This window comes from Hyphomonas sp. (assembly GCF_041398385.1).
In the GTDB taxonomy this organism is placed as follows: Bacteria; Pseudomonadota; Alphaproteobacteria; order Caulobacterales; family Hyphomonadaceae; genus Hyphomonas.
In genome coordinates, this window is sequence record NZ_JAWKUW010000007.1 from 60462 (window position 1) to 82160 (window position 21699).

General features: G+C 62.1%; 20 protein-coding genes and 1 tRNA gene. 15 read left to right on the forward strand and 6 right to left on the reverse strand.

Annotated elements, in window-relative coordinates; translation table 11 throughout:
* Nucleotides 1–30: 30 nt before the first annotated feature.
* From R3C13_RS12985 to R3C13_RS13020, 8 genes are all read left to right on the forward strand, one after another.
* Entirely contained in the window at nt 31–747 is a 717-nt protein-coding gene (locus tag R3C13_RS12985; protein ID WP_371311255.1) for a FadR/GntR family transcriptional regulator, read from the forward strand.
* Nucleotides 744–1739, forward strand: a complete 996-nt coding sequence (gene araD1, locus R3C13_RS12990) for an AraD1 family protein (protein WP_371311256.1) — start codon at nt 744–746, stop codon at nt 1737–1739. The genes R3C13_RS12985 and araD1 overlap by 4 nt, the downstream gene beginning before the upstream one ends.
* 111 nt (nt 1740–1850) lie before the next feature.
* Nucleotides 1851–3311: an alpha-N-arabinofuranosidase gene (locus tag R3C13_RS12995; RefSeq protein ID WP_371311257.1), complete on the forward strand. Its 1461-nt coding sequence runs from the start codon at nt 1851–1853 to the stop codon at nt 3309–3311.
* A 6-nt stretch (nt 3312–3317) separates the two neighbouring features.
* Complete coding sequence (locus tag R3C13_RS13000; RefSeq protein ID WP_371311258.1) at nt 3318–4346, forward strand: glycoside hydrolase family 43 protein; 1029 nt, start codon at nt 3318–3320, stop codon at nt 4344–4346.
* Between the two features lie 23 nt (nt 4347–4369).
* Complete coding sequence (locus R3C13_RS13005; RefSeq protein ID WP_371311259.1) at nt 4370–5293, forward strand: alpha/beta hydrolase; 924 nt, start codon at nt 4370–4372, stop codon at nt 5291–5293.
* A gap of 196 nt (nt 5294–5489) precedes the next feature.
* Entirely contained in the window at nt 5490–6512 is a 1023-nt protein-coding gene (locus tag R3C13_RS13010; RefSeq protein WP_371311260.1) for an IS110 family transposase, read from the forward strand.
* A 555-nt stretch (nt 6513–7067) separates the two neighbouring features.
* Nucleotides 7068–7535, forward strand: a complete 468-nt coding sequence (locus R3C13_RS13015; protein WP_371311261.1) for a hypothetical protein — start codon at nt 7068–7070, stop codon at nt 7533–7535.
* A gap of 107 nt (nt 7536–7642) precedes the next feature.
* The gene (locus R3C13_RS13020; protein ID WP_371311262.1) at nt 7643–8641 is read left to right on the forward strand and encodes a hypothetical protein; all 999 of its coding nucleotides are present in this window, start codon (nt 7643–7645) and stop codon (nt 8639–8641) included.
* 300 nt (nt 8642–8941) lie between these two features.
* Here R3C13_RS13020 and R3C13_RS13025 read toward each other — a convergent pair whose 3' ends face one another.
* Nucleotides 8942–9706 (reverse strand): crotonase/enoyl-CoA hydratase family protein, encoded by a 765-nt coding sequence (locus tag R3C13_RS13025; RefSeq protein ID WP_371311263.1) that lies wholly within the window; start codon nt 9704–9706, stop codon nt 8942–8944.
* 156 nt (nt 9707–9862) lie between these two features.
* On the opposite strand from R3C13_RS13025, the gene R3C13_RS13030 reads away from it, so the two are divergent.
* The 5 genes from R3C13_RS13030 to R3C13_RS13050 are packed head-to-tail and all read left to right on the forward strand — an operon-like array spanning nt 9863 to nt 15873.
* Nucleotides 9863–11074, forward strand: coding sequence for a cell surface protein (locus tag R3C13_RS13030; protein ID WP_371311264.1), 1212 nt, complete (start codon nt 9863–9865; stop codon nt 11072–11074).
* Nucleotides 11075–11078: 4 nt separating this feature from the next.
* Nucleotides 11079–12032: a DUF6384 family protein gene (locus R3C13_RS13035; protein WP_371311265.1), complete on the forward strand. Its 954-nt coding sequence runs from the start codon at nt 11079–11081 to the stop codon at nt 12030–12032.
* Entirely contained in the window at nt 12026–13585 is a 1560-nt protein-coding gene (locus tag R3C13_RS13040) for a hypothetical protein (protein WP_371311266.1), read from the forward strand. The genes R3C13_RS13035 and R3C13_RS13040 overlap by 7 nt, the downstream gene beginning before the upstream one ends.
* Before the next feature lie 43 nt (nt 13586–13628).
* Nucleotides 13629–14822, forward strand: a complete 1194-nt coding sequence (locus tag R3C13_RS13045) for an acyl-CoA dehydrogenase family protein (protein WP_371311267.1) — start codon at nt 13629–13631, stop codon at nt 14820–14822.
* A gap of 4 nt (nt 14823–14826) precedes the next feature.
* Nucleotides 14827–15873 (forward strand): acyl-CoA dehydrogenase family protein, encoded by a 1047-nt coding sequence (locus R3C13_RS13050; RefSeq protein ID WP_371311268.1) that lies wholly within the window; start codon nt 14827–14829, stop codon nt 15871–15873.
* Nucleotides 15874–15876: 3 nt separating this feature from the next.
* Here R3C13_RS13050 and R3C13_RS13055 read toward each other — a convergent pair whose 3' ends face one another.
* Entirely contained in the window at nt 15877–16836 is a 960-nt protein-coding gene (locus R3C13_RS13055; protein ID WP_371311269.1) for a LysR family transcriptional regulator, read from the reverse strand.
* A 161-nt stretch (nt 16837–16997) separates the two neighbouring features.
* Here R3C13_RS13055 and R3C13_RS13060 point away from each other — a divergent pair, with 161 nt between their 5' ends.
* Nucleotides 16998–17519: a hypothetical protein gene (locus R3C13_RS13060; RefSeq protein WP_371311270.1), complete on the forward strand. Its 522-nt coding sequence runs from the start codon at nt 16998–17000 to the stop codon at nt 17517–17519.
* On the forward strand, nt 17519–18145 hold the full coding sequence (locus R3C13_RS13065) for a GNAT family N-acetyltransferase (protein WP_371311271.1): 627 nt from the start codon (nt 17519–17521) through the stop codon (nt 18143–18145). The genes R3C13_RS13060 and R3C13_RS13065 overlap by 1 nt, the downstream gene beginning before the upstream one ends.
* Nucleotides 18146–18637: 492 nt before the next feature.
* Here the strand turns inward: R3C13_RS13065 and R3C13_RS13070 are convergent.
* From R3C13_RS13070 to R3C13_RS13085, 4 genes are all read right to left on the reverse strand, one after another.
* Nucleotides 18638–18712, reverse strand: a tRNA-Phe gene (locus tag R3C13_RS13070).
* Nucleotides 18713–18768: 56 nt separating this feature from the next.
* Nucleotides 18769–18990 (reverse strand): DNA gyrase inhibitor YacG, encoded by a 222-nt coding sequence (locus R3C13_RS13075; protein ID WP_371311272.1) that lies wholly within the window; start codon nt 18988–18990, stop codon nt 18769–18771.
* Nucleotides 18987–20018, reverse strand: coding sequence for a ribonuclease E/G (locus R3C13_RS13080; protein WP_371311273.1), 1032 nt, complete (start codon nt 20016–20018; stop codon nt 18987–18989). The genes R3C13_RS13075 and R3C13_RS13080 overlap by 4 nt, the downstream gene beginning before the upstream one ends.
* Nucleotides 20019–20022: 4 nt before the next feature.
* On the reverse strand, nt 20023–21573 hold the full coding sequence (locus tag R3C13_RS13085) for a glucose-6-phosphate isomerase (RefSeq protein ID WP_371311274.1): 1551 nt from the start codon (nt 21571–21573) through the stop codon (nt 20023–20025).
* Nucleotides 21574–21699 lie beyond the last annotated feature (126 nt).

Consider the following 21699-nt stretch of genomic DNA (forward strand, 5'->3'; position numbering starts at 1 on the left):
GCAAGATTCTGCCAACACATCGGTTGTCCCATGTCACTGAAGCCGCGCAATCTGACCGAACAGCTCGTCGAGACACTGGGTCTGCGAATCGTTTCGGGCGACTATCCGGTCGGCAACCGGTTGCCGAGCGAGCAGTATTTTGGCGAAGAGTTCGAGGTTAGCCGGCCCATCCTTCGTGAAGTCACAAAAGTGTTGATGGCGAAAGGACTGGTCGAGTCCCGGTCACGCATTGGCACAACGGTGAGGGCGCGTGAAAGCTGGTCCATGCTGGACCCCGATGTGCTGCGGTGGACGATTCAGTCGCTGCCTGAGCAGGCCTTCATCGATTTCCTTTTCGATACGCGCATGGTCTACGAGCCGGGCGCCGCGGCGCTCGCGGCGAAAAACGCAACGAGCGACGACCTCAATCGAATTCGGTCTGCCTATGAAGCGATGGAGGATGCTGACACTGCCTCTGACCTTTTAGATCCCGATCTTCAATTTCATCAGGCGATTGTCGATGCGACACAGAACCCGTTTCTCGCCCATATCGGTCGCACCCTTTACAATGCGCTCAGGTACTCAATCGAGCTCACCAGCCGCCATCCGCAAACACACGATCTGTCGCTGCCTCGCCACAAGGCTGTCTGCGATGCGATCCTGATGCGCGATGGCGAGAAAGCGGGCCGGGCAATGCAGGTTTTGCTCGAGGAGTCGCGGCGGGATTTCATTCAGGTCAGGGACGCTGGAGAGGAAGGCATCCAGTGAATTTGGTCCAGTATCTCGACGAGGCGGGGTGTGCGCGGGTCGCGCGTGTCCGCGATGGCGAAGCACTTGTGCCGCTCGGGTCCGCAACGTCTTTGTACGAACTCGCACTGACAGCGATTGAAGATGGCATCGGACTTAAGGAAGCGGTGGAAGCCGCGCCGGGAGCGGACTGCCTGTCCTATGAGGCATTACTCCGCGAAGGTCGTATCCTCCCACCGATCACGCATCCTGATCCGGCTCATCTTCTCGTAACGGGGACGGGGCTCACCCATCTTGGCAGCGCCGACACGCGTGACGCCATGCATGCGAAACTGTCCGGGACGGAAAATTCGCTGACGGACTCCATGAAGATGTTCCGCATGGGGCTGGAAGGCGGCAAACCGGAGGGCGGGCAAGAGGGCGTGCAACCGGAATGGTTCTACAAGGGAGACGGCACGTCAGTTGTTCGTCCCGGCGGCGACCTGATCTCACCCGGCTTCGCGCTGGACGGGGGCGAAGAGCCCGAATTAGCCGGCATTTACGTCATCGCGCCGGACGGACGGCCGCGCCGCCTCGGCTTCTGCCTTGGCAATGAATTTTCCGACCACAAGATGGAGCGGATCAACTATCTCTATCTCGCGCATTCAAAGCTCCGGCCCTGCGCCATCGGTCCGGAACTTCGCCTCGGAGACCTGCCCGCGGACATTCGCGGCGTGTCACGGATCGTGAGGGACGGGAAGACCGTATGGGAAAAGCCATTCGCCAGCGGCGAAAGCAATATGAGCCATTCGGTCGCCAATCTCGAAGCGCACCATTTCAAGTATGCCGGCTTTCGGCGGCCTGGCGATGTTCATGTCCACTTCTTCGGCACGGCAACGCTGAGTTTCGCGGATGGGGTGGAGACCCGGCCGGGCGACTCGTTCGAGATTTCCGCGGACGGCTTCGGTGCGCCGCTTCGAAATCGTATCGTCAATGAGGTAAGCAAGACCGACTTTCTGCCTTTGCCCCTTTAAGGTCGAGGGCTGCCAGTAGGCGGGCGAAATAATAAGAAAACAAGGGAGAACAAAATGATCCGTTCAGTGTTAATGGCAGCGTTTTTGATAGCGCTCCCAGGCTGTGCCACGGTGGAGGCGCAGACACAGGTCGCGGTGGACCGGTCTTCCCCCATCGGAACGATCGAGCCGGAGGTCTATGGCCAGTTTCTCGAACATCTGGGTGCCCAGCCCTATGGCAGTATCTGGGTCGGCGAGGACAGCGCCATTCCGAATACGGATGGAATTAGAAATGACGTGTTTGCAGCGCTTGATGCCCTCGATATCCCCGTTATCCGCTGGCCGGGCGGTTGCTACTCTGATCGTTATCAGTGGCGAGATGGCATTGGCGAGCGCGCGGAGCGCACCAATGCGGCATGGGGCGGTACCATAGAGCCCAATACTTTTGGGACGCATGAATTTTTCAATCTCGCAGAACGGCTCGGTGCCAAGACATATCTCAACATCAATCTTGGCACCGGCACGCCGAAAGATGCCGCTGACTGGCTGGAATACATCACCGCCACAACCGGTGATCGCGCCAGGGAGCGCCGCGCCAATGGTCGCGACGCGCCCTGGACGGTCGACTATCTTGCGATCGGCAATGAGACCTGGGGCTGCGGCGGACATATTACGCCGGAATACTATGCCGACATGTATTCTCTGTATGCGAGCTTCGCCAAGACGGAAGGCAAGCAACCGGAGCGCATAATTTCCGGATCGCATGACGCAAATATCGAATACTCCGATACCTTGCTGGATCATCCGTATATCGCCGGGCTCGCCGAGGGCATTTCCGTGCACGTTTATTCGCTGCCGACCGGCGACTGGGGTGCAAAGGGCGCGGCATTGGGTTTTCCCGAGGAAGAGTGGATTTCCACCCTGTCGCGGGCGCTTCGCATCGAGGACGTGATTGAAGACCAGATTGCCATGTTCGAGTCGCATGAAAATCTCAGCGATGACTTTGGCCTTTACGTCGATGAGTGGGGCACATGGTACGACCCGGAAGGGGAGGAAACACCGGCACTCTACCAGCAGAACTCAATGCGTGATGCTGTCGTGGCCGCGCTCAGTTTCAACATTTTCCACAAGCACGCCGATCGGGTGAAGATGACCAACATCGCCCAGATGGTGAATGTGCTGCAGGCGATGATCCTGACGGATGGGCCGGACATGGTCCTGACGCCGACCTATCATGTGTTCGAGATGTACAAACTCTTCCAGGGCGCAACGGCCTTGCCGGTGCGTTATGACGCGCCGGACTACATTCTGGGCGAGGACATCATCCCGGCCATCAGTATCTCAGCGGCGCTGACGCCAGAAGGACAACTCGTGGTCGCGCTCGTCAATTCGGACCCCAAGGGGTCGCACGCAGTTGATCTCAGCGGTATCGGGGCGAGCGGCTTCACAGGGCGTATACTGACTGCTGACGCCATGGACTCACATAACACGTTTGAGGACCCCGAAGCCGTGGTGCCGAAGCTTTTCAAGGCGGAGCGTGGCCTGGTGACTTTGCCGCCACACTCAGTCGTCGTCCTAACCGAAGCGGAGTGACCTGCCATGTCTTTCACTCGATCTTCGTGGATTTCCTGCATAGCCGCAGGCCTCCTCACCGCGTGTACATCGCAGGGCATGCCGGAATCGTCCTCACACGGGCTGCCCGGTTCCAACCCGCTCTTCTCGGAAGTGTTCACCGCAGACCCGGCACCCATGGTCCATGACGGGCGGGTCTATCTCTATGTGGGCCATGACGAAGCCGGAACGGACCAAATGTTCAATATTACCGAATGGCTGGTCTTCTCCTCAGACGACATGCGTCACTGGACCGCTCACGGACCGGTTATGAAGCCGACCGACTTCGCCTGGGCGTCACGCGATGCGTGGGCGTCGGAAGTTGAAGAAAAGGACGGGCGGTTTTATCTTTATGCCACCGTCGAACATGACAGCACCGACCCCGGAAAGGCCATCGGCGTCGCCGTGTCAGACAGTCCGACCGGTCCCTTCGTCGATGCGCGCGGCTCAGCGCTTATCCGCAACAGCATGACGAAAATGGCCGCACACTCCTGGGACGATATCGATCCGACCGTGTTCCAGGACGACGACGGCACGGCCTGGCTCTATTGGGGAAACCAGATCCTGTATTACGCGAAGCTTGCGCCCAACATGATCGAACTCGATGGCCCCATTCAGACTCTCGATCTTGCGCCATACGAGGAAGGCCCGTGGATCCACAAGCATGACGGCACCTACTATCTGATGTACGCGGCCATCGATCGAAGCGTCAGCGACAACGAGCAAATTCATTACGCCACGGCGCCCTCCATTACCGGGCCCTGGACGCTGCGGGGCATGCTGACTGGCCCGGGGGAGAACAGCTTCACAATCCATCCCGGTACGGTCGAGTTCGAGGGGCAATGGTATTTCTTCTACCACGATGCGTCCCAATCCATTGATGGCCTCGAAGGGGCGATCGGCCGGCGCTCGGTGCGCGTGGAATACCTCTATCATAACGCGGACGGCACGCTCCAGATGGTTGCCCAGACACCTGAAGGCATCAGCATTCCGCCTCGTCTTTCCTCCAATCCATAGTTCCTGTCGAAAGGGTGCGTGCCATGAATATCCGAATTGTTCTTGCCGCCGCTGCGGTCCTGCTTCTTGCCCCCCTGCAGGCCATCGCGCAGGACGGTACGATGTATCCGATGGATGTCCCGGATGAACCGAACGCAATCCCGCTCAACACCGGTTGTGTCGAGGGCCAGACGGCCGGGGAATCCTGGTTCCGCCAATGGGGCGACCCGATGGCGCGCAACATCTCGACTGCGACACTGACGCCTTTCCTCGCGGACCCGGAAAAGGCGACCGGCGCCAGCGTGATCGTGGCGCCCGGCGGCGGCTTCATGTGGCTTTCCATGGGCAACGAAGGCTGGGAGGTTGCCGAAGCGCTTCAGAAAAAGGGCATCAATGCCTTCGTCCTGAAATACCGCCTGCAGCCGACCGCCGATACGCTCGACGGCTTCAAGGAGCAGATGGACCGCCGCTTCGCCGAAGCCGCAAACCGAAGCGATGACGATAAGTCCGCAGGTCCGCCGCATTGGGATCTCACCAACCAGCTTGAAGACGCTGAAGCCGCCTACGCGATGATCCTCGAAAACAAGGATGAATGGGGCGTTGACCCCAAACGGATCGGCATGATCGGCTTCTCTGCCGGGGCAGGCCTCACCATGTATACGACGCTCAATTCCGACACGGTCCACCTTGCCTTCATCGCCCCGATCTATGGCGGCATGGGGCCGGTCGAGGTGCCGGAAGACGCGCCGCCCATGTTTTCTGCCATCGCGTCCGATGACTTCCTGTTTGGCGGCGAATTCGGCGTGATCAAGTCCTGGTTCGATGCGGGCATACCGGTGGAATTCCATCTGTATCAGAACGGTGGTCACGGCTTCGGTCTGGGCAATCCCGACCGTACGAGCAATAAATGGTTCGATGCCTTCATTCATTGGCTGGACGTGAACGGCTTTCTGGAGCCGGTGGAATAAGGAAAGGCGTCGCACCGACGATGCGACGCCGCAGTTCGCATATGGCGGGGTCTGACAGCGGCGTGAGATCTGTTGATCCGCGAAATTGGGAGATGGGTTCGCTCTCGTCTGATGGGGTGGACGGCCCCTCCCACCGGCATCGCAATGTGCCATGTTGGTGCTGTCATCGGACCAACAAGAAGAGGAGCCGTCCACCATGACCATTACCACGATTGGGATTGATATTGCCAAGTCTGTTTTCCAGCTTCACGGAGTCGATGAAGCAGGCAATGTCATCCTCCGCAAGAAGCTGCGCCGGAGCGCCGTGCTTGACACATTCCGGAAGCTGGAGCCTTGCCTTGTCGGCATGGAGGCTTGCGCGACAGCGCACTTCTGGGCCCGCGAGATCTCCGCCCTCGGGTACCAGGTGAAGCTGATGCCGCCGGCCTATGTGAAGCCCTATGTTAAACGCCAGAAGAACGACATGGCGGATGCCGAGGCGATCTGCGAAGCGGTGACCCGGCCGACCATGCGGTTCGTGCCGGTCAAAAGCGCGGAGCGACAGGGTGTTCTCGTTCTTCATCGGACCAGGGATCTGCTGATGCGCCAGCGCACCATGCTGCTCAATGCGGTCAGAGGCCATTTAGCCGAGTTTGGTATCATCGCGCCTCAGGGACCGAGCAAGGCCCTTGAACTGATCGCTCAGCTGCGGGAGGGCGCACATGAAGACCTTCCTGATGTCGTTCGCACAGCGCTTCTGGGGATCGGTGTGCAGCTCGATGCGCTCGGGACGCAGATACATGATCTGGAGCGTCAACTACTTGCCTGGCATCGGCAAGATGAGGTCAGCTGCAGGCTGGAGACCATCCCCGGTGTCGGGATCCTCACGGCAACAGCGCTTGCGGCCAGCGTGCCGGACCCGTCAGTGTTCCGGTCGGGCCGGCAGTTCGCGGCCTTCCTGGGCCTCACACCGAGGCAGAACTCATCGGGTGGCAAGGAGAGGCTCGGCCGTATCTCGAAGATGGGGGATGGCTACCTCAGGCGCCTTCTGGTGATCGGGGCGACATCTGTCATCCGAAGAGCGGATACAAATCCGTCAGCGACGGGTGCATGGGTCAGGTCGCTCCTGACGCATAAGTCGAAACGCCTGACAACAGTTGCAATGGCCAACAAGACGGCCCGGATCGCTTGGGCGGTCATGGTACGCGGTCAAACTTACCGGGCGCCGATCATGGCATAGGAAATACGAATTGCGACGGCAGGACGCTGTCGCTCCAGACTGCAAGGGCAGAATGTAAGTGATGATGATCAGTATAGGGCCGTTGCCGGGATACTCCGCGGTGCTGTTAGGGTATCTCAACCCGATCGTCTGAATGGAACCCGGAAGCGGACTTCATCAGGGCCAGCGGTCACAGACCGCGTCAACAGGCCGGACACATGACCGCATCCCCGCAGATCAACATTCCTCAAAGTTTACTCTTGCAGAACCGGGGCCGTCCACACATGACAGCACCCCTCCGACGGTTACGGCTCATGGGGCTAGGTTGTCCACCGTACCTGAACGAACAGAAAATCGTGGAAATTGTGACCTGCTCCCCGGGAAATGCCTCATGTGAAGTTGGAAGCATTTTGCGATTTTCCTGCCACGGTGAATGACCGAATTGGATCGGCCCTGCCTTTCAGGAGCAGGCCGACGAACTGGTGGGGTTGGCCCATTCAGGTCGTTCAGGAGAGCGAGAGACAGGAGTGATTGATCCCGTGAGCGGTCGATCATCGCGCATGCTATGGAAGGCTTATGGGACACCACATAACCGGATTGGCTGCGAGCCGTGAAACCTTCGCAATGCTTGGCAGCTTGCTGAGCAGACAGCCGCATTTTGCGCTGAGAGAGAATTTTGGATTCCTGCCTCTGGATGATGAGAATTTGGATGACGTGGTTGGGCTGGACACAGGGAACACCCTGGGAGGGTTCAAGTATCTCACCCAAAACCTGGTCGATTTGCTTCGCGAGGCCTCGAGATCTGCAGCGTTTGCCTACATCGAAACCAACTACTTCGGCGGCGTGGGAGTTCAGGGCGCAGCCGTCTTCAGAGAGGGCGAAATAGTATACGGGCCGGTGTGCGCAGAAAGGGGCACGATAAACGGGGCACTGGTGCTTTTGGGCGTGCCTGTGCAACCCGGTACCAGTGATGCGTTTGCAGCGATTGGCCTCGACAGGCTTCGATATAATGACGACTATCGCGAAGAGACATCGTCCGCTTAGGTTCAAAGTCGATGCACTTGAGGCTATCGCCCTGGGAGCGGCAGGTCGCTTGTCGCACTACACCCGCCAATGCTACGAAGGCTTATCGGCCGGGAAAGGCGCTTTTCATGACGATGCATCGCCTGATCGGAGCAGTGCTCTGCGCTATGAGCTGTCTTCTTGTCATGCCCGCCGCCCACGCTGAGAGCAGCCTCGCATCGGCAGCACGATGTTTCGAGGTGTACGATCAGGCCCAGCGATACACCACGGATCCTGTCATGAAGGACTGGGCGGGCTCCGCATCTACCTATGTGCTTGGCGCGGCCGTGCGATTGTGGGACCCGGGCTTTGATGGCCTCATGGCGGAGGCATCGAAGCAGAACAAGATTCTGCTGTCCGCCATCGCGCGGGGCGATACGCAGTTAGGTGATGAGGTGGCTGCCTGCAACGTGGAGTGGGTGGATGAACTGACCAAGATAAGCACCCTGCGGCCCGACAGGTTTGTGGACGCGGAGAGCGCCAATGTTCTGGCTGCCGCAGAGTTCAAGGTGGGCAACGCTTTGACCTGCACCATCGCCTATAAGCTCGATGAGGAGAATCCGGATACTCAGCGCGCTGCGCTGTCCTCGGAGCAAGCGATCTACGCAGGACAGGCATATGCCCGGCTGAAGCCAGAACCGGACGACACCGTACGCAATGAGCTTATCCTGCAAGAGCATAGCCGTCTGGACAATGCGTTGAAAGCCGGGGAGGAAACCCTGGCCGGGGTGGTGGCCTCGTGCGACCGCACCTGGGCGAGCGAGTTCGCGGCTGCTCGCAAGGCCAAGGCTGATGCCGAGGCCAACGCGGCCAAACAGGCAGCGGAGGCGCGAGCGAATGCCGAAGCTCGAGCGGAGGCCCTGCCGTACCGGTGCACGCGGCTTGAAGACCGCGGCATCAGCCTGGTGCAGGATATGACTGACCTCCGGCTTAAGTTTGCGGACGACGGCGATGAAGCGATGTTCGAGTATGGCGCCGAGAACATTGCGCGCCATCTGTCGGACCTTTCCGAAGAGGCGGAATACAATGGCTGTGAACAGCTTGCCAGCGAGATGCGGTATGTCATTTCGCAGTGGAAGAGCCCCTGACATTTTCGGCCCCTCGCAGTTGCGGGCACATGATTTAGCCTTCCGCTTGGAGGCTTTCCCGTCGTGCTCGTGAGGCGATGTAGCGAGCGTAGGGGCGGTTGAGGCAACGCCGATACCCACCATTCAGGTTCGCGGGAAGTGCGGAAAGTGGTGAGTATCGCTTCGCTCAACCCGCCCTGCAGACCATGGGCGCCAATGACCGCTCTCGGCGAATTGCTGCCGTTTGGCGGAAGCGCGTGCGTGGGCCTGCCGATAGACGTGAGCCTCCCACCGCGCCGATGGTGAGAGGCTGAACAAGTCCTACTTGCCCTTCCAGACGGGGGCGCGTTTTTCGATGAAGGCGCGGGGGCCTTCCTTGAAGTCTTCGGTGCCGACGATCGAGGCGAAGGCCTTGCCGCTGTCTTTCCAGAGTTCGTCGTCCGTCTTCGAGGTGGCCTCGATGGCGACCGAGCGGCTGGCGGCGACGGCGAGCGGCGCGTTGGCCGTGATGCGGGCGGCGAGCTTTTCGGCTTCGGCCATCACGTCGGCTTCCGGCACGACCTTGTTGACCATGCCGAGTTCGTAGGCGCGGCTAGCGGGCAGCGGGTCGCCGGTGAGGATGACTTCGAGGGCCATCGCCTTGCCGATGACGCGTGGCAGGCGGAAGAGGCCGCCGGCCCCGGCGACGAGGGAGCGCTTCACTTCAGGCAGGCCGAAATTGGTGTCCTCGGCGCAGATGATCATGTCGCAGGAAAGCGCGACTTCGGTGCCGCCGGCGAGGGCGGAGCCGGTGATGGCGGCGATCAGCGGCTTGGTGCGCTCGCGGCGGGCGATGCCGGCAAAGCCGCCCTTCTTCGTGGAGAGGGCGGCGCCGTTGCCGGCGGAGATTTCTTTCAGGTCCGCGCCGGCGCAGAAGGCCTTGCCGACCGCGGTGAGGATGCCGACCCAGACTTCCGGATCGGATTCCATCTGGTCCAGCGCCGCTTCCATGGTGGAGGCCATTTCGCCATTGATGGCGTTGCGCGCTTCCGGACGGTTCATCGTGATGACCGCGACGTGACCCTTCTTTTCATATTCGACAGGCATTTTATTTCGCTCCCTTGGTTTGGGACGAGGTAATCGCGTTGACGCTGCGTCCGCGCAAGGGCTGGATTGGCCTTGTTTCAAGGGGGATCGCGGGTTTAAGTGTGACCGCAACCGAAGCCGGTTCGCATCCGAGTTGATCAAGGGGACATGAGGATCATGGCAGAGACAACCACCGCCGTTACGACGACCAGCCCGACCGCCCTGCAATACCTTGACCGGGCGATGGGCGGCCTGAAGGAACTGGGCCTCGGCCCCAAGAAGAATGCGAAGGCGGGTGCCGCGCCGATCGTGGCGCTGCTGGAGCAGATTACCGACCTCGACGAGACGCGGGTCACGGCGATTGCGCGCACGCTGGACCAGATGAGCCTGTTCAACGATGTGGTGCGCGAGCAGGTGGCCGGCATGACTGTGGGCGAGCGCTATGAGGGGATCACGACCGCGTTCAACTCGATCCGCGACGATGCCAAGAGCATGGTGGACCAGTATGCCGACGGCAAGATTTCGACCATGGAGCGGGTTTCCAATATCTGGATGAAGATGACGCGCGGCGACATCGCCTCGCGCTTCGGCAAGATTAAGGATCTGTACCTGGAAGTGCAGGACGAGTCCGCCAACCAGATCGACCGGGAGCACAAGATTCTCAACGCTTACCTCGATTTCCGCGGGGCGCTGAAGCAGTCGGAAGTGATGGCGCTGGAAGTGCTGAAGACGGCTGAAGGCGTGCTGGACAAGGCGCGCGGGAGGGTGAACGAGGCGGTCGCGAAGGTGGCCGGATATATCGGCGAAGATCCGGCCGAGCGCGCGAAGCTGGAGTTGGCGCGCGACGAGCGGCTGCGCGAGCTGCAGCATGAGGAAAAGCGCTACCAGATTTCCAAAGATCTCTCGGACAACATCACCATCGGCTATAATACGTCAGAAGTGATCATGGCGCGTCTGGTGCAGACGACGAGCGCCAAGGAGCGGGTCTATGCGCAGTCGGTCAGCTTTTTCTCGACCAATGAAGTCGTGCTGACGGCGCTGACGGCGAGCTTCACGGGCATGCATGGCCTGCATGAGTCAACGCAGACGCTGGAAGCCATGAAGAAGGGCGTGAACCAGTCGCTGGAAGTGCTGGCGGAAGTCGGCGGCGAGATTCAAGAAGCGGCGACAAAGGCCGGCTATGGCCCGACCGTATCGGCGGCGTCGGTGAAGATGCTCGTCGACAGCGTTGTGAAGTACCAGGAGCGCAGCCAGGAAATCATCGCCGAGATGCGCAAGCTGTCGACCAAGAATTCCGAGGAGATCCGCGAGGCGGTGGAAGACGGCAAGCGCCGCCTGACGCAGCTGATCCAGGAAGGCTCGCAGCTGGCGCTGCTGCCGCGGAGCTGACCGCTTGGCTGAGACCGACGTTCCTCTGGTGCCGGCCAAAGGCCGAAGCCTCGATGAAGTGCTGATTGCGATGGACGTGGTGGATACGCTGCGCCACCGCGATGCCGTGCTGATGAAGGAGCTGGATGCCGACGGCCGGGAGGAAGACCTCATCCGCCGGCTGAAGGAAATCTATGCTGCGCAGGGCATCGATGTGCCGGAGGCTGTGCTGAAGCAGGGCGTGCAGGCGCTGGAGGAGCGGCGGTTCAATTACGAGCCGCCGAAGCCGTCGCTGCAGACGCGTCTGGCGGGCATCTACATCTCGCGCGACCGGTGGCTGAAGCCGCTGGGGGCTGCGGTGGTTGCGCTGGGCTTCGGCTGGGGCGCGTATGAGTTCGGCGTGGTGCAACCGGCGAAGGCGCGCGTGGAGGCCCAGCGGATCGAACTGACACAGACGATCCCCGGTGAACTCGCCGCGCTGCGCGACGAGGTGCAGGCGTCGACCGAGGATGCCGAGGCCGACCGGCTGGCGGAGACCTATTACCAGGATGGCATGGCCGCAACGCGCGATGGCGAGGCGGCACCGGCCCGCGCGGCACTTGCAAGCCTGAAGACGCTGCAGGGAGACCTCGCCGTAAGCTATGAGGTGCGGGTGGTCTATGGGCCGGGAGAGCCGCGGTCGGGCGTGTTCCGTATTCCGGATGATGCGCCGCAGACGCGGAATTATTATCTCATCGTCGAGGCTGTGGATGCGGCCGGCCGGGTGCTGGAAGTGCCCGTGACGAGCGAGGAGGACCAGACGGTCAAGCGCACGAAAAAGTGGGGTCAGCGCGTTTCGGAAGACGACTTCTACCGCGTGGCAGCCGACAAGGGCGATGATCAGATCATCCAGAACGATGTGATCGGCTCGAAGGCGTCCGGTGTATTGCGGCCCGCCTATTCCGTCGAAACGCCGGGAGGCGCGATCCTCGAATGGTAGGCAAGCGGAACATTCCGGGGTTGGAAGCACTGTCGCGGATCGACATGTCGATTGCCGACATGCGGCGCATGGTGGCCGATGCGATTTCGTCGGCGGATTCGGCAACGGCGCGCGCAGCTGAAGTACGCGGGGCGCAGGTGGCGCATTACAAGGAGCTTGCCGAAATCCGGCTGGATGTGGTGGCCGATGGCGTAGCGCAGGGGCGCCTCGATGGGCTGCACAGCCAGGCGCGCAAGCTGCTGGATGAACATGCCGACTATGTGAAGCGGGAAGGTGAGGCGCTGGACGCGGCCGCCCGCAAAATCAAGGAACTGGAAGACAAGCGCGCCGGTCTCGCGGCAGAACATCAGGCCGCCGTGGAGGCCTATGAGTCCAGGGTTGCCGAAGTCGAGGCCATGCTGAAGGCGGATGCTGCCTATATGGCGCTTGCGGAGGTGAGCGAGACGGCTGCAGCGGTGGCCGCGCGGGCGCACCAGAAGCTGGGCGTGGCGCAGGCCGACCTTGAAGAGAAGGGTAAGCCGTACAAGGAGGATAAGCTGTTCTCCTATCTCTGGAAGCGGAAGTTCCGCACGCCGGAGTACAAGGCCGGACCTTTCATCCGGTTCATGGATGGCTGGGTCGCGAGTATCGTGAAGTATGACAATGCCTGGATGAACTTCCAGCGCCTCAGCCAGCTGCCGGAATGGCTGGAGGAGCACGCGAAGGAGCAGGACGAAAAGGCCGCGGCAGCGCTGCAAGCGCTGGAAGATGCGGAGGAAGATGCACTGGAAAACGCGGGTGCCAACGCCTTGCGCGCAAAAGCTGACGAATTGCTCGCCAGTATCCGCGCAGCGGACCAGGCGATAGATGCCGCCGAGGCGGAGCACGGCGAGATTGCTGCCCGGCATGCCGCTGCGCTGGAAGAGGAAGCCGGCCCGGCGCGCGAGGCGTTGCGCCTGCTCGAAAACGGGTTGAGGAAGGAGAGCTTCCAGGATCTGCGTACCCTCGCGGCAGAAACCATCGACCTGCGCGACGACCGCATCGTCGATGCGCTGGTCAAGTTACGCACGGAGGAGATGTCCCTCGAACTGGAGACGGAGCGGCTTTCCGGCTTGCCGGAACGCCTGCGCGGGGATCTTACCAAGCTGGAAGACCTGCGCCGCCGGTTCAAGGCTGCGCGGCTGGACAGCGCGTACACGGTGGTGGCGTCAGCCGCAGTGGATGAGGCCCTGTCGGGCGTCGTCTCGGGCCGTATCGGGTCTGACCGGGCATTCGACTATATTTCCCGCGCCGTGCGGCGGATCGAGCCGCAGGCGGAACCGGGCTTTGGCGGGACGCGCCGGTCGCAGACGATTGGCCTGCCGCCGGTGCTAGGCGATGTGATCTGGGAGATCGCGAAGGAAGCGGGCCGCAGCGGCGGCTCACGCGGCGGCGGTATCAGCTTCCCGACCAGCCGGTCCGGCACGACACGGCGCAGCCCGCGGATCAATTTCCCAAGCGGCGGCGGTGGCAGCAGGGGCGGCGGCGGCGGCCGGCGCGGGGGAGGCGGCTTCAAGACGGGCGGCGGATTCTGATCCCTCTTGCCGGACCTAGGGGAAGCCGATTCACACTTGCCCCATGAAACTCGATCTCAGCCCAGACTATGAAGCCTTCCGGCAGGACGTGAACCGCATCCTGACGGAGAATGCCCACCTCGCGCCCGGACCTGACGACAAGGGGTACAAGCACCCGAAGCGCCTTGCCTGGCAGAAATTCCTGATCGAACACGGCCTGACCGCCCGGACGATCCCGAAGGAGTATGGCGGGTATGGTGCCGCGCCGGACCTTCTGAAATCGCGCATCATTGCGGAAGAGTTTGCGCGCACCGGCGTACCGCGGCCGCTGGCGGGGCAAGGTATTTCCATGCTGGTGCCGACCCTGCTGGAGCTCGGCACGCCGGAGCAGAAGGCCGCCTATATACGCCCGACGCTGCATGGCGAGATGATCTGGTGCCAGGGTTATTCCGAACCGGGGGCCGGTTCCGATCTTGCCTCCCTTCGCACGGCGGCCGTTGAAGACGGCGACGAGTTCGTTATCAACGGCCAGAAGATATGGACTTCGACCGCGAAACAGGCGGACATGATTTTCTGCCTTGTGCGGACGGACCCTGACGCGAAGAAGCATGATGGCATTTCCTATCTCCTGTTCTCCATGGACACGCCGGGCATCGAAGTGCGCCCGCTGGTCGACATGACCGAGAATGCGAACTTCAACGAAGTTTTCTTCACTGACGTGCGCGTCCCGCAGAGCGGCATTGTGTTCGAGAAGAACAAGGGCTGGCAGGTGGCGAACGCGACGCTGACGCATGAACGCGGCATGCTGGGCGACCCGAACGCGACCAAGGCGCGGTTCCTGGAGCTGGTCGAACTGATGAAGGCCGAAACGCTGAATGGCGAGCGGCTCATCGACAATCCGCTGCTGCGCGACCGGCTGATGAAGCTGCAGGCGGAGGTCTATGCCATGCAGGCGAATGGCCTGCGAGTGATGACAGCGAGCCTGAAGAAGGAGAGCGCCGGTCTGGCGGGGCTGATCATCAAGCTGATGGGGTGCGAGCTGAATTACCAGATCGCGGGCCTTGCGATCGATGCGCTGGGGGAACTTGGCATCCTTTATGGCGAGGGGGATCATCTGAGGGCGGATGGCTCCTGGCAGTGGCGCTACATGTACGATCTCGGCCTGATTATCGGCGGCGGCACGGCGCAGATCCAGAAGAACATCATCTCCGAACGCGGCCTTGGCATGCCGCGCGAACCCAAACCGGCAAAGGTGTAAGGCGATGGAATTTGCACTCTCCGAAGAGCAGCGCATGCTTCAGGATGCGGTCGTGTCTTTCCTGAAGGACACAGCACCTTTGGAGACGATCCGGAAGATCGCCGATGGCGATGCTGCGGCGGCAGAAGGATTCGCCGGTGGCCTTTCGGAAATGGGTCTTATGGGGCTCCATGTGCCGGAAACGCTGGGCGGGTCCGGCCTCGGCCTGCTGGAGGCTTGCCTCGTGCAGGAGGCGCTTGGCTATGCGGTGGCCCCTTCCGGCTTCATGGCGGCGGTGGTGGCGAGCCATTTGTTCAGCCAGGCCGGCTCTGAATATGCCGAAGGGATCGCATCCGGCGAAATGGCGTTCGGTCTTGCGATCACGGAGCTTGCGTCGCGGCGCGATGGCGCCGGTGTGACCGAGGTTGCGGGCCAGCTGACAGGAAAATCCTTGTTGGCGGATGTGCCGGCCGGGGCGACGCACCTGCTGGTGGCGGACATGTCCGGCGGCTTCCACGTCGTTGACGATTGGGCGGCAACGCCCATGCGGACGATCGACCGGACGCGGATGTTCCATGAGGTGACTTTCTCTGGCCTGATGAGCGAGATGAAGACGCCCGGCAATGCCGGCGTGCTGGAAGTGGCGCGCCTGCTGGTTGCGGCGGACACGCTGGGGGCAGCGCAGGCGATGCTCCACAAGGCGGTCGTGTATGCAAACGAGCGCAAGCAGTTCGGGCGCCTCATCGGTTCGTTCCAGGCGGTCAAGCATATGTGCGCGGAAATGGCGGCGAAGCTGGAGCCGGCTCGGGCGCTCGTCTGGCATGCGGCCTATGCGATGGACACAGGCGATCCCGAAGGTCCGGTCATGGCGCATCTTGCCAAGGCGCACCTCGCGGAAGTGGGGAGTTTCATCGCCAAGACGGCAACGGAAGTGCATGGCGGCATGGGCTTCACCGATCTTCTGGGCCTGCATTACTGGTTCAAGCGGATCGGCGTGAACCGGCAATTGTTCGGCAGCCCGGAGCAGGCGCGCCAGACTGCGGCCGAGTTGCAGGGGTTTGTCGCGGCCTGAGCGTTACGCCTGACGGCGCACCAGGGAAGGGGCATCGGCGCGCGTCGCCTGAACGGGATTTTGCCGGAAGCAGGCGTGGTCGTCCGCGTCTAGCAGGGCGCGCGTCCAGTCCAGCACGGTTGTGCCGCGCGCAAGGCGCCGCGTGCGCTCGGGAAAGGACAGCCACACATCCGCGCGCACCTCTGGCAGCAGGCAGATGCGCTGTATGTCCGTGCACGTGGATTCGACGATGGTGGGCATTGCGCAAAGGGAGGCGCCGGCCCGGCACTCGGCGATGGCAGCTGCAAGGCTGTTGGTGGCGGGCGAGCGTTCGGAAAATTGCCTGAGTGCTTCCGAAGGCTGGAGTGTCGCGGCGATCCGGTCTGCATGCGGGCGGTAGAACAGGCAGCGCGTCGAAAAGATCGTCGCGAGTTTGGACATGCCACCTGCCGCGGCCGGGTGCGAGGGCGACGCATAGATCGCGTAATGCAGCTTGCCGAGGCGGCGCGTGATGAGGTCCGCCTGGACGGGCCGGTCGAGCGTGACGAAGATGTCGGCAAGGCTCGCCTGTTCCGGCGAAGGGGGTGTCCAGGCGCTGGCCCTCAGGTCGATGTCCGGATGCGCCTTGAGAAAGGCTGCAAGCTTCGGGACGATCCAGAGCGCAAGCAGGGACTCCTCCGCTTCGAGCCGCACCACCCCGGCATCGGTGCTCTCGCGGTTGGCCACATCAAGCAGAACCGCGTCGACCACATCGGCCATGACGTCGGCGTGCCGCAGCAGGATTCGGCCGGCATCGGTCAGCTCGATGCCACGCGTCGAGCGGTGGAAAAGCTGTGTGTTGAGGTCCGCCTCCAGGTCGGCCATGCGGCGGCTGATGGTGGGCACCGATCCGCCGAGGCGCGTTGCGGCGGCGCTCATGCTGCCCGTCTGGGCCACAGCGCGGAAAACGCGGAGCTTGTCCCACTCAAAGCCTTCGACCTGCATGCCGCCGCCCACCTTGCAGGGGTGAAACGCCCCCTTTCATCCACGCGAGAAGCCAATCCCCGCGAAACCTGAAAAACCTCAACTTCGAGGTGTATGGGAGAGTCGGAATGAATGCAACGAGAACTAGAGAAATATCCACAATTCGCGTTGACATTGCGCGGGTGGCCACTCGCGCGGCGGAGTTCGGGTTCCGCAGGGCCGGATTTGCAGACGTCGCTGCCGGTGTGGCGCTGGCGGAAGAGTTGATGGGGTCAAAGATCGCGACAGCTGAAGATGTCATGCGAATGGACGTGGTCACCGGCATGACAGCGTGGGTGCGGGGCAACCCGGTGGACGGCGTCTTTCTGACTCTGCCCTTGTCTGCGAGCGGCGAGCAGGCAGTGCGGAACGGGACTTATGTGCCGGCTCACCCGGATCCGGCGCACCTCGCCTGGCAGGGCAAGGATGTCGCGGGTGTCTATATCGGCGTCTATGCCGGCGCGACGAAGGAGGCGCGCCGGGCGGTGATGACCGCAGCCGCGCTCATGCGGATGGAGTTCTTCGCGCCGGTGCCGGCGTTTGCGCGCGGCGCGACCGAAGACGGCAAACGGTCCATGGCTTCGCTGGGATTCCAGCCTCTGGAGGGCGGATTGCCGGACCTTTGTGTGCAGGAGCCGGCGGTCTCGGGCTCGGAGGCGGCCTGATGACACGGCCGCAGACCGGTCTCGCAGCGCTCCGCCGTCCAGTGCCGGACGAGGCATGGACCCGCTACTCCGCACGGCCATCGCGGACACTGGAAGACTTCCTCATGGCGGCGTCCGTGCGGGCCGCGGTCTTCATGGCGGAACAAGCCTGTCCGTATGAAGAGGAGTTTGACGGCAACGATCTTTGTGCCACGCATTTCCTTCTGTTCGATCAGGGGCGCCCGGTAGGCACGTTGCGAATTCGATGGTTCGCGGAGTTCGCGAAGCTGGAGCGGATTGCCTTGCTTCCTTCCGAGCGCGGGCGGCCTGGCCTGCGCGTGCTGCTGGCAGAGGCTTTCGAAGTCGTGGCGCGGAAAGGCTACCGGCGCATGATCGGTCAGATTCAGGCACGGCTCTGGCCGGTCTGGTCGCGAACCTTCAAGTGCCGCCTGGTGCCAGGACGGGCGCCTTTCTGGTTTTCCGATTATGAGTACCGGGAAATCGAGATATTCATTCCCGAACATCCCGATGTCCTGACTTTCGACGCAGACCCCTACCAGATCATTCGGCCGGAAGGGGATTGGGACACGCCCGGTGTGCTTGATGTGTCAGCGGAGCGTTCGCCCGGATCGAGCGAGGCGGCGTGACGCGCCTCAGCCGCCAGCCTTCGCCGTTGTTGAGGTAAGGCGGGCGCGCTGAAGATTGTCCCATGCGCTGGAATAGAAGGTCGGGAATGCCGCCTCAATCCTGTCAAAGGGGGATGCCCGGACCCGCCTGAATGAGTGGCAAGGAGAGCACAACGCAAACCGGCCGCATTTGGCTCTCGTCAATTCGACGCCAAGCGCCTTTGCGGACCTACTCGAGCCAACCCGAAAAGTCGCATGACGGTCGGACCAACGTCGGCATCAGCACAATCGTCTGAAGTCATCGAGCTTTTCAACGGTGGTCTTGAGAATGCTCATGGCCAGTTAGAGGACGGCGGCGATTCCTGCATAAGCAGCGGCCCGCGCACCTCATTGAAGGCGTCGAGACGCCAGGCTGCGGCCTGCCAGTTTGTGGTCTGGTGTATCATTGGTGTATCGGTTTGGATGCGAAACACCTTGGAATCACTGTATTTTCAGGGAACTGAGCCAGCCATATGGTGCCCGGGGGCGGAATCGAACCACCGACACGCGGATTTTCAATCCGCTGCTCTACCCCTGAGCTACCCGGGCGGGCCATGGGGAAGGGCGCTATCTAACGAAGCCCCGCGGGCTTGTCCATTCCGATTTCAGTCATCTGCTGCCATCTCTCCGCCGCGATCGCCGGAGAGGTCGCTGTTACTGTCTTCTTCGGGCGATCCGGGGATGGAATAGCCCTCGTTCAGCCATTTTCCGAGGTCCACATCCGCGCAGCGTTTCGAGCAGAAGGGACGGTATTCAGCGGATACCGGCTTCTTGTTGCATTGGGCGCACTTGGGCTGACGATTCTCGGGGGGCAGGGGCTGGCTCATTGAATTGAATAAACAGAAGGGGTTGGCGGATTTGTCGAGTCATAAGTGAAGCGTTCACCGTATTTTGCTGCGATCGCCAGCCGGAGCGGTGCCCCGTTGCTTTCCAGCCAGGCGTGCGCGTGGCCTGGAAGATCGAGGCACAATCGCTCCATCGGCCGCGCACGAGCTTCCTGTTCCAGCCGTCGGAACCCGTCAAAGCAGACCGCGCGCGATGCCTTTCCGCCCGAATGGCCCAGAAGGCGCTCCGCGATCGGCGTTTCCGCCCATTCGATCGACGCCTCCATCAGGCCGAGTTCGGAGGGTGCCAGCGCCCTGACCTGCTGATCGGAAATTTGCCGGAACACCGCAAGGAACCGCTCCCGTACCTGTTTGCCGGCATCGCGATTGATGGGGCCGACGCAGTCGAGAACAATCAGGCCTCCGAGATTTCTGAGACGGATCTGACGGGCAAGTTCGCCGGCCGCATCGAGGTTCGCCTTGAGCGCGCGGTTTGCGGCGCGGCCGGCATCTGTGCGTCCGGCGGTGTCGATGTCGGCGGCAATGAGTGCGCGGGTCCGGTCAATTGTGAGGGTTCCGCCACCCGCAAGCGGCACCGTGGGGGTCAAAACCATGTCGAAGGCATGGGCGACGATGGCGTTGCCGGGGTCGACACGCTCCACCTTTGCCGTCCCCCAGGGGTCCAGATTGCGGACATCGGAAGTTCGGTCAGCGAGGACGACCCGCGCGAGTTTGCTGCCTTCGCGAGGCTCCGCCACGACGCGAACCTCCAGTGTCTGGCCTTCGGTCAGGCCTTGGCTGTCCTGCAGGCGAAGAAAAACATCGCCGGCCTGCTTGTCCAGCTGCACGAAGCCGCCGCCCTGGGTCGGCGAAATCGACCGGAGCTTTCCCGTAAAGCGTTCGCCGATTTGCTGGGGCCGTTCCTCCGTCAGGCGCGTCAGCCTGACGGCGATGGGGCGGTCATTTTCGTCAAGGGCGACTTCGCGCGTTTCCGCGACACAGACTTCGCTGAGAATGCGCGCCGCCGCCATCAGCTCAGCCCAGCTCGCGCAGGAGCGCTGCTGTAACCGGGTCTTCTGCGGCCGAATTGCCCTGGATTGCGCCTTTGAGGCGGCCGGCCATTGTCTTGCCGCGCTCGACACCCCACTGGTCGAACGGATTGAGGCCCCAGAGGTGGCCGGCGAAATAGGTCCGGTGCTCGAACAGCGAGACGAGGCTACCGAACGCCTCCGGGCCGAAATCCTTGTGATACATGAACGTCGAGGCACGCCCGCCGGCATGCACTTTCTGCTGGGCGACCGCGTCGGCCAGGTCGGGCTCTTCTCGCTTCACTTCGTCCAGCGAACGGCCATTGGCCAGCACTTCAGCCTGGGCCAGCGCGTGCGAGGTCAGCGCGATGATGCCCTCCGCATCGCGGCCAAGATCGGGTGCGAGGATAAACTCGCAGGGCACGTCCTGCGACCCCTGGTGCAGCCATTGGTGATAGGAGTGCTGGCCGACCGAGCCCTCGCCGCCCCAGAGGGCGGGCGCCGTCGCATAAGGCACCGGTTTTCCGTCTGGCCCGACGCTCTTGCCGTTTGACTCCATTTCCAGCTGCTGGAGATAGGTTGGCAGCATGCGGAGGCGGTTTGCATAGGCAAGCTGCACCCGCATCTTCTGCCCGACAATCGAAGTATTCCAGAAGTCGAGCAGCGCAAGGCGCATGGCCATGTTCGATTCGAGCGGCGTATTGCGGACATGGTCGTCCATCATGGAAGCGCCTTCCAGGATCGACTGGAAAGTCCCATCCTGCAGGTAGATCATGCAGGCGAGCGAGGCGGCCGACCAGAGCGAGAACCGCCCGCCGACCGAAAGCGGCATGTCGAACAGGTAGGCGTCGCCACCAGCCAGCCAGTCTTTCGCTTTGGCCGGATTGGCGGTGACAAGGGCGAACTGGTTGCCTGCCGCTTCGCCGAGTTCGGCTTCCATCCAGCTGCGGGCCCGGCCCAGATTGTAGAGGGTTTCTTCTGTTCCGAAGGATTTGGAGACGCCGACGACAAGGGTGGTAGCCGGGTCGATCCCGTTCAGCGCACGGTCAAGATCCCAGGGGTCGACGTTGGCGCAGAAGCGCAGGTCGATACCGGGCGTCGCGCGGTCGGCAAAGGCATCGGCGATCAGGCGGGGGCCGAAATCGGATCCACCGATGCCGATATGGAGCACCGTGCGGTACGGCGTGCCAGCGATGCATTGCACCTCACCGCTCTGGACTTTGGCTGCGAATTCGAGGGCTGGCAGGACGCTCTGGCGCACGGTTTCTGCTTCGCCGCTCAGGGGCGCCTGAGCGCGCAGGGCCCAATGCAGAGCAGGGCGACCTTCCGACGGGTTTACGATGTCGGCGTTGAAAAGACGGGCGGCGGCGTCGTCAAGGCCTGTGGCCTTGCCATGCGCGAGCAACGCAGCTTCTGCTGATTCATCAAGAAAATGGCGCGACAGGTCTGCGCTCCAGCCTGCTGCAGTCAGGACAGATCGGCCCGCCCTCGCTGCTGCAAGCTGCTTCAGCGGGCGTGATTTCAGCGCTGCGGCGAGCGCCTGAAGCTGTGAACTCATGGGTCGGTCCTTTCCCAGTCTTTGCCGCACGGGCATATCCGGAGTTCGGAGGCGGGCGCAAGGCGCTGCAGGGGCAGGTGCAGCGGAACACAATTGCGCGCTTGAATCAAAGGCCACACATGGGTA

Coding starts and splice junctions, on each gene's coding strand:
- R3C13_RS13080 (WP_371311273.1), bottom strand. CDS start 20,018: ATGGCGGCGGCGCGCATTCTCAGCGAAGTCTGTGTCGCGGAAACGCGC.
- R3C13_RS12985 (WP_371311255.1), top strand. CDS start 31: ATGTCACTGAAGCCGCGCAATCTGACCGAACAGCTCGTCGAGACACTG.
- R3C13_RS13065 (WP_371311271.1), top strand. CDS start 17,519: ATGACACGGCCGCAGACCGGTCTCGCAGCGCTCCGCCGTCCAGTGCCG.
- R3C13_RS13015 (WP_371311261.1), top strand. CDS start 7,068: ATGGGACACCACATAACCGGATTGGCTGCGAGCCGTGAAACCTTCGCA.
- R3C13_RS13045 (WP_371311267.1), top strand. CDS start 13,629: ATGAAACTCGATCTCAGCCCAGACTATGAAGCCTTCCGGCAGGACGTG.
- R3C13_RS13010 (WP_371311260.1), top strand. CDS start 5,490: ATGACCATTACCACGATTGGGATTGATATTGCCAAGTCTGTTTTCCAG.
- R3C13_RS13000 (WP_371311258.1), top strand. CDS start 3,318: ATGTCTTTCACTCGATCTTCGTGGATTTCCTGCATAGCCGCAGGCCTC.
- R3C13_RS13020 (WP_371311262.1), top strand. CDS start 7,643: ATGACGATGCATCGCCTGATCGGAGCAGTGCTCTGCGCTATGAGCTGT.
- R3C13_RS13025 (WP_371311263.1), bottom strand. CDS start 9,706: ATGCCTGTCGAATATGAAAAGAAGGGTCACGTCGCGGTCATCACGATG.
- R3C13_RS13030 (WP_371311264.1), top strand. CDS start 9,863: ATGGCAGAGACAACCACCGCCGTTACGACGACCAGCCCGACCGCCCTG.
- R3C13_RS13005 (WP_371311259.1), top strand. CDS start 4,370: ATGAATATCCGAATTGTTCTTGCCGCCGCTGCGGTCCTGCTTCTTGCC.
- R3C13_RS13075 (WP_371311272.1), bottom strand. CDS start 18,990: ATGAGCCAGCCCCTGCCCCCCGAGAATCGTCAGCCCAAGTGCGCCCAA.
- R3C13_RS13055 (WP_371311269.1), bottom strand. CDS start 16,836: ATGCAGGTCGAAGGCTTTGAGTGGGACAAGCTCCGCGTTTTCCGCGCT.
- R3C13_RS13085 (WP_371311274.1), bottom strand. CDS start 21,573: ATGAGTTCACAGCTTCAGGCGCTCGCCGCAGCGCTGAAATCACGCCCG.
- R3C13_RS13050 (WP_371311268.1), top strand. CDS start 14,827: ATGGAATTTGCACTCTCCGAAGAGCAGCGCATGCTTCAGGATGCGGTC.
- R3C13_RS13040 (WP_371311266.1), top strand. CDS start 12,026: ATGGTAGGCAAGCGGAACATTCCGGGGTTGGAAGCACTGTCGCGGATC.